General features: G+C 35.5%; 15 protein-coding genes and 1 other annotated feature. Of the genes, 13 read left to right on the top strand and 2 right to left on the bottom strand.

What is annotated here, in order from left to right; translation table 11 throughout:
- Window positions 1–8: 8 nt before the first annotated feature.
- Window positions 9–455, top strand: a complete 447-nt coding sequence (gene dtd / locus B8955_RS02800) for a D-aminoacyl-tRNA deacylase (protein WP_084098317.1) — start codon at window positions 9–11, stop codon at window positions 453–455.
- A gap of 58 nt (window positions 456–513) precedes the next feature.
- On the opposite strand, the gene B8955_RS02795 is transcribed toward dtd, so the two are convergent.
- Window positions 514–1,875 (bottom strand): N-acetylmuramoyl-L-alanine amidase family protein, encoded by a 1,362-nt coding sequence (locus tag B8955_RS02795; RefSeq protein WP_084098316.1) that lies wholly within the window; start codon window positions 1,873–1,875, stop codon window positions 514–516.
- Between the two features lie 105 nt (window positions 1,876–1,980).
- Window positions 1,981–2,170 (top strand) — a binding site (T-box leader).
- A 51-nt stretch (window positions 2,171–2,221) separates the two neighbouring features.
- Here B8955_RS02795 and hisS point away from each other — a divergent pair.
- From hisS to B8955_RS02770, 5 genes are all read left to right on the top strand, one after another.
- Window positions 2,222–3,511, top strand: coding sequence for a histidine--tRNA ligase (gene hisS / locus B8955_RS02790; RefSeq protein WP_084098314.1), 1,290 nt, complete (start codon window positions 2,222–2,224; stop codon window positions 3,509–3,511).
- 13 nt (window positions 3,512–3,524) lie between these two features.
- Complete coding sequence (gene aspS / locus B8955_RS02785; RefSeq protein WP_084098312.1) at window positions 3,525–5,294, top strand: aspartate--tRNA ligase; 1,770 nt, start codon at window positions 3,525–3,527, stop codon at window positions 5,292–5,294.
- Between the two features lie 69 nt (window positions 5,295–5,363).
- On the top strand, window positions 5,364–6,407 hold the full coding sequence (sppA, locus tag B8955_RS02780; protein WP_159444421.1) for a signal peptide peptidase SppA: 1,044 nt from the start codon (window positions 5,364–5,366) through the stop codon (window positions 6,405–6,407).
- Window positions 6,397–7,056, top strand: coding sequence for an RDD family protein (locus B8955_RS02775; protein WP_159444420.1), 660 nt, complete (start codon window positions 6,397–6,399; stop codon window positions 7,054–7,056). The genes sppA and B8955_RS02775 overlap by 11 nt, the downstream gene beginning before the upstream one ends.
- A gap of 12 nt (window positions 7,057–7,068) precedes the next feature.
- Window positions 7,069–7,965 (top strand): deoxyribonuclease IV, encoded by an 897-nt coding sequence (locus B8955_RS02770; RefSeq protein ID WP_084098307.1) that lies wholly within the window; start codon window positions 7,069–7,071, stop codon window positions 7,963–7,965.
- A 31-nt stretch (window positions 7,966–7,996) separates the two neighbouring features.
- Here B8955_RS02770 and B8955_RS02765 read toward each other — a convergent pair whose 3' ends face one another.
- Entirely contained in the window at window positions 7,997–8,833 is an 837-nt protein-coding gene (locus B8955_RS02765) for a pyruvate, water dikinase regulatory protein (RefSeq protein WP_084098305.1), read from the bottom strand.
- Between the two features lie 99 nt (window positions 8,834–8,932).
- Between B8955_RS02765 and B8955_RS02760 the strand changes: the two genes are divergently transcribed.
- From B8955_RS02760 to recO, 7 genes are all read left to right on the top strand, one after another.
- Entirely contained in the window at window positions 8,933–9,361 is a 429-nt protein-coding gene (locus tag B8955_RS02760) for a Fur family transcriptional regulator (RefSeq protein ID WP_084098303.1), read from the top strand.
- Between the two features lie 98 nt (window positions 9,362–9,459).
- Window positions 9,460–9,633 (top strand): 30S ribosomal protein S21, encoded by a 174-nt coding sequence (gene rpsU, locus B8955_RS02755; RefSeq protein ID WP_084098300.1) that lies wholly within the window; start codon window positions 9,460–9,462, stop codon window positions 9,631–9,633.
- Window positions 9,634–9,836: 203 nt separating this feature from the next.
- Entirely contained in the window at window positions 9,837–10,799 is a 963-nt protein-coding gene (locus B8955_RS02750) for a PhoH family protein (protein WP_084098298.1), read from the top strand.
- 3 nt (window positions 10,800–10,802) lie between these two features.
- The gene (gene ybeY / locus B8955_RS02745; protein WP_084098296.1) at window positions 10,803–11,276 is read left to right on the top strand and encodes an rRNA maturation RNase YbeY; all 474 of its coding nucleotides are present in this window, start codon (window positions 10,803–10,805) and stop codon (window positions 11,274–11,276) included.
- Window positions 11,251–11,652, top strand: a complete 402-nt coding sequence (locus B8955_RS02740; protein ID WP_084098294.1) for a diacylglycerol kinase family protein — start codon at window positions 11,251–11,253, stop codon at window positions 11,650–11,652. The genes ybeY and B8955_RS02740 overlap by 26 nt, the downstream gene beginning before the upstream one ends.
- A gap of 13 nt (window positions 11,653–11,665) precedes the next feature.
- The gene (gene era / locus B8955_RS02735) at window positions 11,666–12,571 is read left to right on the top strand and encodes a GTPase Era (RefSeq protein ID WP_084098292.1); all 906 of its coding nucleotides are present in this window, start codon (window positions 11,666–11,668) and stop codon (window positions 12,569–12,571) included.
- A gap of 14 nt (window positions 12,572–12,585) precedes the next feature.
- Complete coding sequence (recO, locus tag B8955_RS02730) at window positions 12,586–13,389, top strand: DNA repair protein RecO (RefSeq protein WP_084098290.1); 804 nt, start codon at window positions 12,586–12,588, stop codon at window positions 13,387–13,389.
- Window positions 13,390–13,402 lie beyond the last annotated feature (13 nt).

Below are 13,402 nucleotides of genomic sequence, written 5' to 3'. Positions count from 1 at the left end.
AGGTTTTTATGCGTATCATTATCCAACGGGTAACTGACGCACATGTGTCGATTAATAATGAAGAAGTCGGTCGCATTGGCAAAGGTTTTGTTCTTTTAGTGGGAGTTCATGACTCAGACACTGAAGAAACTGTCGATTATATGGCAAAAAAAGTTGCCCATATGCGAATTTTTGACGATAACGATGGCAAGATGAATTGGGCGCTCGACAAAGTATCTGGAGATATCCTTTCAATTTCTCAATTTACATTGTATGGTCGTACTAAAAAAGGAAATCGTCCAAGTTTTGTAGATGCAGCTAATCCTGAACATGGTGATAACATGTATCAACTATTAAATAAAAAATTACGTGATGACTATGGTCTAAAAGTTGAAACAGGTCAATTTGGTGCTGATATGCAAGTCAGCTTAACTAATGACGGACCGGTAACCATAATTTTAGATTCAGATGAATAATTTATAACGAGAAGAGCTCTTCCTATATCTTTAAGGAAGAGCTCTTTTTAAATGAATTTTATTCGTAATTAAAGTAGACCAGTAATCCATCAACAACAGTTTCAGCAACATTATTATGATATTCTTCTTGAGTAAACGTTGCGACGTCAGATGGATTACTCATATAACCAAGTTCAAGTAAGACAGCAGGAGTATCGTTTTCCCTTAACACTTGGAAATCTCCAAAGCGAATGCCGTTACTAGGTAGTGGTAACTGTTCTAACATTTGTGGTTGAATATATTGAGCTAATTTTAATGATTCGTCATTATAATAATAAGCGGTTGTTCCGGATGAAGTGACAGTTTCTTGTGAGTCGTAATGTAAACTAATAAACGCATCAGCCTGTAAATCATTCGCCATATCAGGACGATCGGCTAAAGAGACGGTATCATCAGCTTCTCGAGTCAGGTGAACTTCAGCACCAGCATCTTCTAATGCTTGTTTTAAAGCTTTGGCAGTTTGTAATGTGACTTCTTTTTCTTGAGTGACATCACTTAGTGCACCAGGATCTTCGCCCCCATGTCCAGGGTCAATGACTATCACTTTACCATTAAGCGCATCTTTATCATTTACATTTTCAGCAATCTCTTTCATAGCTTGACTATTTGATTCAGCTAACCAGTTAGCTAGATAACCTTCACGCCCATCTTCCAATGCTACTTTATAATAAGCCCCTTCTTGACCAATGTAGGTGAGGATATCATTAGCGCTTGTTTTATCAATCACAGCACTTCCTGTTTCAGCGGTTTCACGGATATTAGCACCTTCTGTGGTAGGAATCACTGTATATTGGCCACTATTTTTTAAATTCTCTTGTAATTTTAATGTTTCATCAGTTGGACCAGTTGAATGGGTAAGTTCACCAGGCGTAATTTCAATTGCTTCTTGAGCAATCCATCCTGTTCCTTCAGAAGTTTGAACTTGAACCCAACCATCAATTTGGTGAACGATTTGTAGCTTATCATTTTTTTCGACTTGTCCTGCAACATCGGAGTTCTCTGTGTTATCAGTATATAAAGTAGCTGTGTCATCTAAGACAGTTGCAATAAAAGATGAGGAATCAGCAAACTCTTTGGAATCAATTAACCACTTAGGTACCCATCCGCTAGAATCATCATCAGTCAGCAAGATTTGTAACCAATCCCCATTTTCGGCCATTACGTGATAATGGGTGCCTTGTTCAATCTGTTTATCAATGTCATAGGTGATTCCGGGCCCTTTCCGCATATTAACAACTGTTGGTTGCAAAGTTTTTTCCGCGGCTTTATTTACTCGATAAAGCCCAATACCAAAGATACTTAAGCTGATAATCAGCACAAGTAAATAAATAAAGTATTGCGCTTTATGTTGAATAATTTCTTCTCGCCATTTTTTCAGCATAAGTATCGCTCCTTATCGTAATTAGTTTACATTTATCCCTTTAAAAGTGCAATAACATGATTCCTATCTTGACAATAAAATCACTTTAATATACGCTATATGAAGATAAAACCCACGATAGAGAAAGAGATAACGATAACTTAATAAAGAGAAGGTCTGGTTGGTGAAAAGACTTTAAGTTTAGTTATTGAGACACTCTTGAGGTGAATAAAGAAATTTATTCCGTAACACGCGTTAAGTGCAAAGCAGCATGATGCTGAAATTAAGGTGGTACCACGACTAATTCGTCCTTATTCTATATGATTTATAGAATAGGGGCTTTTTTAATATAAAAGGAGGGGTTTATATGATTCAAAAGCCGAAAGGAACAGTTGATATTTTGCCTGGACAAGTCGAAACATGGCAATATATTGAACAAACAGCCCGAGATATTTTACATCGTTATCGCTTTTTTGAAATTCGTACACCTTTATTCGAAAGCTATGATTTATTTTCACGAGGAGTAGGAGAAACGACAGATGTTGTCACTAAAGAAATGTATGACTTCCATGATAAAGGGGATCGTCACATTGCTCTAAAACCTGAAGGAACAGCACCGATTGTTCGTGCTTACGTAGAAAATAAATTATTTGGTCCTGAACATGTCAAACCATATAAAGTTTATTATATGGGATCAATGTTCCGTTATGAACGACCACAAAGCGGTAGACAACGCCAATTTAATCAATTGGGAGTAGAAGTTTTTGGTGGTGAATCAGCAGAAACAGACGTTGAAACAATTGCATTAGCTATTGATATTTTAAATGCTTTAAAAGTTTCTGATTTTAAATTAGTAATTAATTCATTAGGTACGCCAGAAACTCGTAAAGAATATCGTGATAAGTTGGTTGCATATTTGGAACCCTATTTTGATGAGTTAAGCGAGGATTCAAAATCCCGTTTATATCAAAATCCACTACGCGTTTTAGACAGTAAAGATGCTCGAGATATTGAGATTGTTGCTGATGCGCCAAGTATTTTAGATAGCTTATCAGAGGAATCACAAAAACGTTTTGAAGATGTTCAACAGTTATTAACGGCATTAGACATTCCGTTTGAAATTGATTCTAATATGGTTCGTGGGTTAGATTATTATCAAGAAACCATTTTTGAAATTATGACTAATGAAGAAACATATGGTACAGAAACGACCATTTGTGGTGGTGGTAACTATAATGGCCTTGTTGCTGAATTATCCGATGGTAAACAACAAGTACCTGGTTTTGGATTTGCGATTGGGATGGAACGTTTGATTTTATTAATGGAATCCCAAGGTATTTCTGTACCAGCACAACATCCATTAGATGTCTATGTCGTTAATTTTGGTGAAGAAACCACCGCAGCAGCTACTCAAGTTATGCAGAAAGTACGTCATGCAGGATATAGCTGTGACCGTGACTTCTTTAATCGGAAGCCACGAAAACAATTTAAAGAAGCTGATAAATTAGCAGCTGACTTAGTAATTACGATTGGACAAGATGAAATTGATCATGACGAAATTCAAGTTAAAAATATGGCAACAGGAGAACAAAATGCCTTTCCATTACAACAATTTTTAACGGATTTTGGTTCAATTTATCAACAAATGACAAATTAAAAGGGAGATATGAATGAAACGAACAGTATATTGTGGACAAGTTAGTGACGAACATGTAGGACAAGAGTTAACCCTTAAAGGTTGGGTACAAAAACGTCGGGATTTAGGTGGCGTTATCTTTGTTGACTTACGCGATAGAGAAGGTATCGTACAAGTGGTTTTCAATGTTGATAATTTAGGTGATCAATTCCCTGAAGCTGAGCGTTTACGTTCAGAATATGTCATTGAAGTCACTGGTGAATTGGTTCTTCGTGATGAAGATTTAATTAATCCTAAGATCAAAACTGGGAAATATGAATTAATGGTTAAAGAATTGACGATTTTAAATACTAGTCAAACACCACCATTCCCAGTTGAAGATGATATTGATGTTAATGATGAGACACGAATGAAATATCGTTATATTGATTTACGTCGTCCAAAAATGGCTAATAATATGAAACTTCGTCATGAGGTAGTTAGCACCATTCATCGTTATTTAGATGACCAAGCGTTTATCGAAGTCGAAACACCATACTTAACTAAATCAACACCAGAAGGCGCTCGTGACTATTTGGTACCTTCACGTGTTCATGCTGGTGAATTTTATGCACTACCACAATCACCACAACTATTTAAACAATTGTTAATGTCAGCAGGAATGGATCGTTACTATCAAATCGTTCGTTGCTTCCGTGACGAAGACTTACGTGGTGACCGTCAACCTGAATTTACGCAAGTCGATTTAGAAACAACCTTCTTATCTCAAGAAGAAATTCGTGACTTAGTTGAAAATATGTTGAAAGCTATTATGAAACGCGTTAAAAATCTTGACATGACAGAGGACTTCCCAGTGATGTCTTATGACGAAGCGATGTCACGGTATGGTACGGATAAACCTGATACTCGCTTTGGGTTAGAACTTGTTGATATTTCAGATATTGTTGATCAATATTCATTCAAAGTCTTTAATCAAGCTGTTGACAATGGTGGAATTGTTAAAGCCATTAATGTTAAAGGTGCAGGAGACAATTATTCACGTAAAGACCTTGATGGTTTAACTGACTTCGCAAGCTCTTATGGTGCTAAAGGGGTTGCTTGGATTAAAGTGACGGATGATGGTCTATCTGGTCCAATTGGTAAATTCTTTAAAGATAATCCTGAGCCATTAATGGATCGCTTAAATGCTGAATCTGGAGATATTCTAGCATTTGTCGCTGATAAACCAGCTGTCGTTAACCAATCATTAGCAGAAATTCGTTTGAAATTTGGTCGTGAATTAGACTTAATGGATAAAAATCAATTTAATTTCTTATGGGTAGTTAACTGGCCATTATTAGAATATGATCCAGAAGCAAAACGTTATAATGCGATGCACCATCCATTCACAATGCCAAATGAGGAAGATATTGATAAACTTGTTGATCAACCTGAAGATGTTTATGCGCAAGCCTATGATATTGTTCTTAACGGATATGAAGTTGGTGGCGGTTCATTACGTATTTATCAAAAAGATATTCAAATGCAAATGCTTAAAGCATTAGGATTTACTGAAGAAAGTGCGCAAGAACAATTTGGTTTCTTATTAGATGCTCTAGATTACGGTTTCCCACCACACGGAGGATTAGCATTAGGTTTAGACCGTTTAGTTATGTTACTAGCTGGTGAAGAAAATATTCGTGAAGTGATTGCCTTCCCTAAAAATGGTCGTGCATTTGATCCATTGACTCAAGCACCAAGTGAAGTGTCATTTGATCAATTAAATGAGTTATCTCTACAAGTTACTAAAATTGATGTCGATTAATTAATAAGGAAAATACATTGAGATTAGCCGGGACGTATGTTCCGGCTTTACTTTCAGATGGAGGCTACTATGAAAAAGAAATGGCTAGTCATTATTTTTGCTGTAATTTTACTGATTTTAGGTGTTCTCGGTAAAGAGCTTACACAACAAAAACAACAAGACGTTATGGTGGATTGGTTTGCTAATAATGAAATTAATTCTTTATCTACTAAAGAATTACGTTCAGGTAGTAGTGATAGTGAAATTGTTGTTTTATCAATTAAAGGAACAATTCAAGGCGGTAATAACAACAGCTTATCTGCTATGAGTGAAGGCTATAATCATGAAAAAACGTTACAAGTAATCGAACAAATTAAAGAAGATGAAAATATTAAAGGATTAGTTTTAGCCGTCGATTCTCCAGGAGGAACGACTTATCATAGTGCTGAATTGAAAAATAAATTAAATGATTTAAAAGCAGCACGAGATATTCTAATTTATGTATCGATGGGGACCACAGCAGCTAGTGGTGGTTACATGATTTCAGCTGAAGCAGATAAAATCTATGCTAATAAAGAAACAGTGACAGGGTCTATAGGTGTCATTATGCAAATGCCTAATTATCATGAATTTCTTGATGAACATGGTATCAAGATGACAACTTATAAATCAGGTGATCATAAAGATATGGGGTCACCATTTAAAGATGCGAATAAAGAAGAGCAAAAAATATTTGAATCAATGATTGATGAATCTTATGAGGACTTTGTTTCTGTAGTTGCTGATGGTAGAGGAATGTCCAAAAATGAAGTGAAAGAATTAGCTGATGGACGTGTTTATTCTGGACAACAAGCAAAAGATAATGGGTTAGTAGATAGTATCGGGAATCAAGATGATACGATTGACGCTATGATGGGCGATAATGATCTCTCATCCGCTAGAGTTGTCGATGTGACACCTAATAAAGAGCAAGATTTCTTCTCCCAACTATTTAGTAATGTTCAACAATTCATCTCTCTAACAGGTAGAACAGATAGTACAGCTAATGACTTAAAAGCTATTGATCATATGATTAAGGATGCTAAAGCACCACAACTCTATTATTTATATGGAGGTGGAGAAAATGCGATTTAAAAAGAAATCAAAAGAGACATCTTCAGCAGTTGAAGCGCCACCACAACTAACAGCTAGAGTGTTTCATGGTAATTTGGAAAAAGAAGAAAGTCGTCAACGTCACGAGTGGCAGTTTGCTAATAGAAAATATAAAAAATCAGCATTTCGACTCTTTGATGAAAACCGTCAAAATATTCAACGCTCCATTACATCTGGATTTAGTCGACAAATCTATGGTGGGTTTTGGATTCGTTTGTTAGCTTATAGTTTTGATTGGATGATTGTTCAATTATTGATTTTTTTATGTGTTGGTATTATCGATTTTTTCCTGTCTGAGCCTTTAGTGGTAACATCATCAGTTATGGATTATCTTGTCCGTACATTTATTTTGATCATTTATTTTACTATCAGCTCCTATGTGTTTAATGGTCAAACATTAGGGAAAATATTATGTGATTTGCAGGTAATAAATGATAATGAAACGCGATTATCAATGAAGACATGTTTTATTCGGGAAGGATTAGGCAAGTTTATTTTATCAACCATTCCACTATTAGGAATCGTCGTTATTTTTACGCCCAAAAGGGAAAGTTTTATTGATTTATTTATGGATACAAATGTTATTGCGTTAAAACAATTTCGTTTAATAATGACTGAAGAACCATTTTGAGGAGGATATTGAATGCTAATTGGATCTCACGTGTCAATGAAAGGAAAACAGATGTTTAAAGGATCAGTTGCCGAAGCAGCAAGTTATGGAAGCACAGCTTTAATGATTTATACTGGCGCTCCCCAGAATACCAGACGTAAAAAGGTAGAAGACATGAATATTGAAGCTGGTCAGGCTTTGATGAAAGAACAGGGAATTAAAGAAGTTGTCGTTCATGCTCCTTATATTATTAACTTAGCAAATACGACAAAACCTGGCTATATGGATTTTGCTGTTGGATTTTTACGTGATGAAATCGAAAGAGCAACTGCTTTAGGAGCCAAACAAATTACTATGCATCCAGGTGCGCATGTTGGAGCTGGTGTTGAAGTTGCCACCAAACAACTGATTAAAGGATTAAATGAAGCATTGATTGGAGATGAAATTCCTCAAATTGCTCTAGAAACAATGGCAGGAAAAGGAACCGAAATAGGACGCTCTTTTGAAGAATTAGCAGATATTATTTCAGGAGTTACCCATAACGATCGCTTATCAGTGACATTGGATACCTGTCATACAAATGATGCAGGGTACAATATTCGTGAGGATTTTGATGGGGTATTAGCTGATTTTGATCGTATTATCGGATTAGATCGGTTAAAGGTTATTCATGTGAATGATTCTAAAAATGAACAAGGGTCTCATAAAGACCGACACGCTAATATTGGCGAAGGTACGATTGGATTTGAGGCATTAAATAAAGTGGTTCATCATCCTCAACTGACTGAATTGCCGAAAATTTTAGAAACGCCTTGGGTTCAAATTGGAGAAGACAAGAAAAACAAAAAACCACCTTATCAATTTGAAATTGACATGTTTAGAAAAGAAAACTATAACCCAAATTTAATTGAAGATATTATCAATCAATAGAAAATAGGGAGTTTGAAGACTCCCTATTTTTTTATAGTTGATTATTTTTTTGTAAAAACATAAGAACCAGTGTAGCGGTTTCTTCAATACTACGATCAGCAACGTTAATAATTGGACAATTCAATTTGGCGTAAATGTCATTCGCATAGTCAAGTTCCTCATGAATTCTAGAATCATCAGAGTAGATATTAGGGTCTTCAATTCCATAGCTCCGTAACCGTTCACGCCGAAACTTATTCAGAACATTAACGTCATTTGTTAAGCCAATAATTTTATCTGGATTGATGTCATAAATAACGTCAGGTAAGGTTGACTCGGGAAGTAACGGCAAGTTTGCCACCTTATATCCTAAGTTTGCTAAATACATACTTAATGGTGTTTTACTTGTACGTGAAACACCTAATAAAACGATATCTGCTTCTTCAAAGCGATTAGGATGTTGCCCATCATCATTTAAAACAGCGAATTCAAGCGCTTCAATTCGTTGATAATAATGGTCATCTAATTGATGCCTAATTCCTGGCTTCTGACTAGGTGCTTTATCTAAACGTTTTTCCATATCGAATAGAATATCCGCCAAAATATTTTGATAGAATAACCCCTTATCTGCACAAAAATCTTTAGCATATTGATGCATTTCTTGATTAATTAAGGTCGCAATAACCCCACTATGATAATCTTCGGCATCGTGTAAGGCTTCGATTAAACTATCTTTATCTTGAATAAATGGATATAGTTCGGAATGCAATGGAGCATTAGGAAATTGAACATTTGCACTGTGATAAACATCTTGTACTAGAGAACCTACAGCGTCGGAAATGAGTATGTAATCGATATCTGATGTGGTTTTATGGTGTGATTCTGACATATTTTCTCCTCCTTTTGTTTATTTTAGCATGTTAGAGACAAGTTTTTTCTATTTCAGGTAAAAATTTGTTAAAATGGAGGTGATTGTGGGGGATACAATATGAATTTTGTTGAAGAATCAATGAAAACATTAAACGATCATGGTTATAAATATACGCGACGTCGGGCAGATATGTTGTCTGTCTTTGATGAGGATCAAGAACATTTTTTAACAGCAAAAGTTGTTCAACAGCGGTTAAATCAATGTTACCCAGGAATGAGTTTTGATACCATTTATCGAAACTTAAAACTTTTCGAAGACTATCATTTATTAGAATCTAGTGAAGTTAATGGCGAAATGGTATTTCGTAAACATTGTGATCCGCAAATAGGGCATCACCACCACTTTATTTGTACAAATTGTGGTCGTACCGTTTCATTAGATATGTGTCCATTAGATTATTTTGAAGCTCAATTGCCAGGTTTTGAGATTAAAGATCATAAATTTGAGTTACAAGGGTTGTGTGACCGTTGTGCAAAAAAGGCATAAAATAATTATTGACGATAAAGTTTATTATCTATATAATGGTAGAGAACATTTTTTCAGCAATGGAAGAATGATTTGTAGTAACGAGGGGAGGGAAATTCATGTCTAAAACAGTAGTTCGTAAAAACGAATCGTTAGATGATGCTCTTCGTCGCTTCAAACGTTCAGTTTCTAAATCAGGTACTATCCAAGAAGCACGTAAACGTGAATTCTACGAAAAGCCTTCAGTAAGACGTAAGAAAAAATCTGAAGCAGCACGTAAACGTAAATTCTAGTTTAGTGTGCATTTTAGGTAATAATGAACAACTTTGAAGTGGTGAAGTTATTACCTACTAAATATTATACGAAAGGTGCGGATGCCATGGTGTCTGCGCCTTTTTTATATTTTTGAACTTATGTTGTCTTTGACAGCCAACCTCTCGTTTTTTATCTTAAGGTTTGCTATACTTACCATAGAATATAAAGGAGGCATTTACATTTGACCGAATCGACTGTAACTAAAGATTATCAATTTTCAAATCCTGAACATGCAATGGCTCTATATGGAACGCAAGATAAAAATATTGCTTTATTGGAGAAAGCCTTTAATGTGACCATTCACACGCGTAGTGTCGGATTGTCCGTTTCAGGAACTGAAGAAAGTACTTCCCAGGTCATTCATCTTTATCAAGAATTAGAAGCCTTATTAACTACAGGAATTAACATTGAGCAACGAGATATTGTAACGGCTATAAAAATGGCTAAAAATGGTACCTTAGACTATTTTCTAAACTTATATGAAGAAGAAATTGGTCGAACTTATGAAGGAAAACCTATTCGGGCAAAAAATTTTGGTCAAAAGCAATATTTAAATGCTGTTCGCAGTCATTCTGTAACATTTGGGGTTGGACCTGCAGGAACTGGGAAAACTTTTTTAGCAGTGGTCATGGCAATTCAAGCGTTAAAACGAGGACAAGTAAGTCGTATTATTTTAACGAGACCAGCTGTAGAAGCTGGCGAGAGTTTAGGCTTTCTACCAGGGGACTTAAAGGAAAAAGTGGATCCTTATTTACGTCCAATTTATGATGCCTTATATACGATTTATGGTAAAGAACATACTGAGCGCTTAATTGAACGTGGTGTTATTGAAATTGCTCCTTTAGCTTATATGCGAGGTCGGACGTTAGAAGACGCATTTGTTATTCTTGATGAAGCTCAAAATACAACAAATGCTCAAATGAAAATGTTTCTCACTCGTTTAGGATTTGGGTCTAAAATGATTGTTAATGGGGACGTGACACAGATTGATTTACCTCGTGGAGCTAAATCTGGATTGATGGATGCCATGAACAAATTGCGAGATATCTCTGATATTGCGATGATTAAATTTGATGCTGATGATGTCGTTCGACATCCTGTCGTTTCCGCCATTATCAATGCTTACGATGAAGAAGAGAGGTAGCTAATGCTTGATTTAACTTTTATTGATGAAACATCTCATCTAGATGATGACAATCAACAACTAATCGAACGCTTATTGGCGTTTGCTACAGATTATTTAGAACTAGATCGAATTGTAACAGTTTCTGTATCGATTATTGATGATCAAAAAATTCAACAACTAAATCGTGATTACCGTGATAAGAATCAATCCACTGATGTTTTAAGTTTTGCTATTCAAGATGAAGTACCAGAAGAATTGCCGATTCATGGGTTTGAAGATATGCCTCTAGAGTTAGGAGATATCTTTATTTCATTGGATACCGCTAAGCGTCAAGCCAAAGAGTATGGACATAGTGTCAATCGAGAACTTGGCTTTTTAGCTCTGCACGGGTTCCTTCACCTAAACGGCTACGACCATATGACAGATGAAGATGAAGCTGAGATGTTTGGCTTACAGAAAGCGATTTTAGATGCTTATGGTCTTACCAGAGAATAAACAAAAAACTGATAAGAATCGGTCTTATCTTGAGTCATTTCAATTTGCGTTTGAAGGTATTCGATTTGCTTTTAAACAAGAACGAAATTTACGTTTTCATTTTTTTACCTTAATCATTATTTCACTGGCTGGGTGGTTTTTTTCAATTAGTCGAATGGAATGGCTAGTGTTGATTTTAACCTTTGCCCTGGTCATATTAATGGAGATGGCAAATACCATTGCAGAATGGACAATTGATTTAATCACGAATCACCAATATCATATTATCGCAAAATATGTAAAAGATGTGGCTGCTGGAGCGGTATTAATTGCAACGATTTTCGCTGTGATTATTGGTGCAATTATATTTATTCCTAAAATATTAGAATGGTTATAGAGAGAGGCATAACGTGCAAGAAGAAAAATTTAAATCAGGTTTTGTAGCGATTGTAGGAAGACCAAATGTTGGGAAATCTACTTTATTGAATCAGATGGTCGGGCAAAAAGTGGCCATTATGAGTGATAAAGCACAAACGACTCGTAACAAAATTCAAGCGGTATATACAACAGAAGAAGTGCAAATTGTCTTTATAGATACTCCAGGAATTCATAAACCACATCATGAATTAGGAGAATTTATGGTTAAAAGTGCTTTTCAAGCATTAGCAGAAGTAGAGGCAATCGTGATGTTAGTTAATGTCGAAGAACCCATTGGCCCTGGGGACCGATTTGTGATGGATAAAATTAGTCAATATGACACACCAAAATATTTAGGCGTTAACAAAATAGATAAAGTAACGCCTGATGCTTTGATGGATTATCTTCAAACCATTCCAAATCAAGAATTATTTGAGGAGATTTATCCTATTTCAGCTTTACAAGGCAATAATGTGTCTAATTTATTGTCACGATTATCTGCTGCTATGCCAGAAGGACCACAATATTATCCAAGTGACCAAATTAGTGATCATCCTGAATATTTTGTCGTATCTGAGTTAATTCGGGAACAAATTCTTCATCGAACACGGGAGGAGGTTCCCCATTCGATTGCTGTAACGATTGATAAAATGCAAGTCGATGAACACGATAAAATTCACGTTTACGCTAATATTATTGTTGAGCGTAAGAGTCAGAAAGGCATTATTATTGGTAAAGGCGGAAAAATGTTAAAAGCTATCGGAACGGATGCCCGGAAAGAAATTGAGAAGTTATTAGGTTCTAAAGTTTATTTAGAATTATGGGTAAAAATTGAACGTGATTGGCGAGATAAACAACGTATGTTGCAAAATTTTGGTTACCGAGAAGACGATTATTAGATTTGAGGGGTTGTATGTCTGATAACACTTATTATCAACAATTTGATGGCATCATCCTATCTATACGTAAATATAAAGAGAATGATCGCTTAATAAAGATTTTTACACGTGAATATGGAAAACTAATGTTTTTTGTTCGCCAAGGAAATAAGCCGAATAATAAACTACGTCAAATTAGTTTTCCATTCTTACAAGCTCAATTTATAGGAAAAATAAATCAAGATGGGTTGTCATTTTTGAACGATTACGGAAATGCTCAATTTCCTAAACGGGCGATGGCTGATATTGAAGCAAATGCCTATGCGACTCATTTATGTGCATTGGTTGATGCAAGTATGGAAGATAGAGAAGTTGATGATCATTTATTTACATTGCTTCAAACCGCTCTAGGTAGATTGGAAGCAGGGTATGACCCTGTGATTATTAGCAATATCTTTGAAATTCAAATTTTACCTAAATTTGGAATTAGCTTACAACTTCAACATTGTGCTATTTGTGGTCAAGTGAATCGACCGATGGATTTCTCGGTTAGTTTTTCTGGATTAATTTGTGACCAGCATTATTATCGTGATGAACATCGGATGCACTGGCATCCTCGTGCCGCTTATTTTATACAACTCTTTCAATCCATTGTTCTGGATAAAGTAAAAACCATTCATATGTCTAAAGAAACGAAATGTATGATTCGTGAAGCTATTGATTCGTTATATGAAGAGTATGTAGGAATTCGGTTACGTAGTCGGTCGTTTATTAGCCAATTAGAAAATTTAGAAAATCCGCTTGACGATAAAGAAGAAAATCAGTATAGTAATCATTGATATTTGTGTTGAC

The sequence above is a fragment of the Aerococcus suis genome (assembly GCF_900176325.1).
GTDB classification, from domain to species: Bacteria; Bacillota; Bacilli; order Lactobacillales; family Aerococcaceae; genus Aerococcus; species Aerococcus suis.
This window is presented reverse-complemented; position numbering and strand designations above follow the sequence as displayed.

Bases quoted from the DNA above. Each gene is read 5' to 3' on its own strand.
- dtd (WP_084098317.1), top strand. From the start codon at position 9: ATGCGTATCATTATCCAACGGGTAACTGACGCACATGTGTCGATTAAT.
- B8955_RS02795 (WP_084098316.1), bottom strand. From the start codon at position 1,875: ATGCTGAAAAAATGGCGAGAAGAAATTATTCAACATAAAGCGCAATAC.
- hisS (WP_084098314.1), top strand. From the start codon at position 2,222: ATGATTCAAAAGCCGAAAGGAACAGTTGATATTTTGCCTGGACAAGTC.
- aspS (WP_084098312.1), top strand. From the start codon at position 3,525: ATGAAACGAACAGTATATTGTGGACAAGTTAGTGACGAACATGTAGGA.
- sppA (WP_159444421.1), top strand. From the start codon at position 5,364: ATGAAAAAGAAATGGCTAGTCATTATTTTTGCTGTAATTTTACTGATT.
- B8955_RS02775 (WP_159444420.1), top strand. From the start codon at position 6,397: ATGCGATTTAAAAAGAAATCAAAAGAGACATCTTCAGCAGTTGAAGCG.
- B8955_RS02770 (WP_084098307.1), top strand. From the start codon at position 7,069: ATGCTAATTGGATCTCACGTGTCAATGAAAGGAAAACAGATGTTTAAA.
- B8955_RS02765 (WP_084098305.1), bottom strand. From the start codon at position 8,833: ATGTCAGAATCACACCATAAAACCACATCAGATATCGATTACATACTC.
- B8955_RS02760 (WP_084098303.1), top strand. From the start codon at position 8,933: ATGAATTTTGTTGAAGAATCAATGAAAACATTAAACGATCATGGTTAT.
- rpsU (WP_084098300.1), top strand. From the start codon at position 9,460: ATGTCTAAAACAGTAGTTCGTAAAAACGAATCGTTAGATGATGCTCTT.
- ybeY (WP_084098296.1), top strand. From the start codon at position 10,803: ATGCTTGATTTAACTTTTATTGATGAAACATCTCATCTAGATGATGAC.
- B8955_RS02740 (WP_084098294.1), top strand. From the start codon at position 11,251: ATGCTTATGGTCTTACCAGAGAATAAACAAAAAACTGATAAGAATCGG.
- recO (WP_084098290.1), top strand. From the start codon at position 12,586: ATGTCTGATAACACTTATTATCAACAATTTGATGGCATCATCCTATCT.